Below are 472 nucleotides of genomic sequence, written 5' to 3'. Positions count from 1 at the left end.
TAGGTACGACTACACATAGTTTATATGCTTGGATTAAACGCTATGATCCTCAACAGCCCCAGACAACAGAATCTACTGATCCAATTGCAGAATTAGCAAAGTTAAAGAAAGAGCTGCAAAGGGTCACTGAAGAAAGAGACATATTAAAAAAGGCCGCGGTGTACTTCGCAAGCCAGTCCAAATGAGGTACGCCTTTATTCGGGACAACCAAAAGATATGGCCTGTTCGTCGTTTATGTTCAACATTAGATGTTCATCACAGTGGTTATTACGCATGGTTAAAGCAACCCACCAGTAAAACTGCGAGGAAACGGCAACAGCTTTCGGGATTAATTAAACAGCTCTGGCTAGAATCTGGTGGAGTCTACGGCTATCGCAAGATTCACTGTGATCTGAAAGATATCGGTGAGACTTGCGGGATTAATCGAGTACATCGGTTAATGAAAGCAGATGGTCTTAAATCACAGCGTGGC

The 472-nt window shown here is 43.0% G+C and carries 1 pseudogene; it reads left to right on the top strand.

What is annotated here, in order from left to right:
* Positions 1–472, top strand: a pseudogene (locus ACX1N5_RS15735) (IS3 family transposase); the annotation flags it as partial.

It is taken from the genome of Acinetobacter sp. ANC 4636 (assembly GCF_054454555.1).
This window is presented reverse-complemented; position numbering and strand designations above follow the sequence as displayed.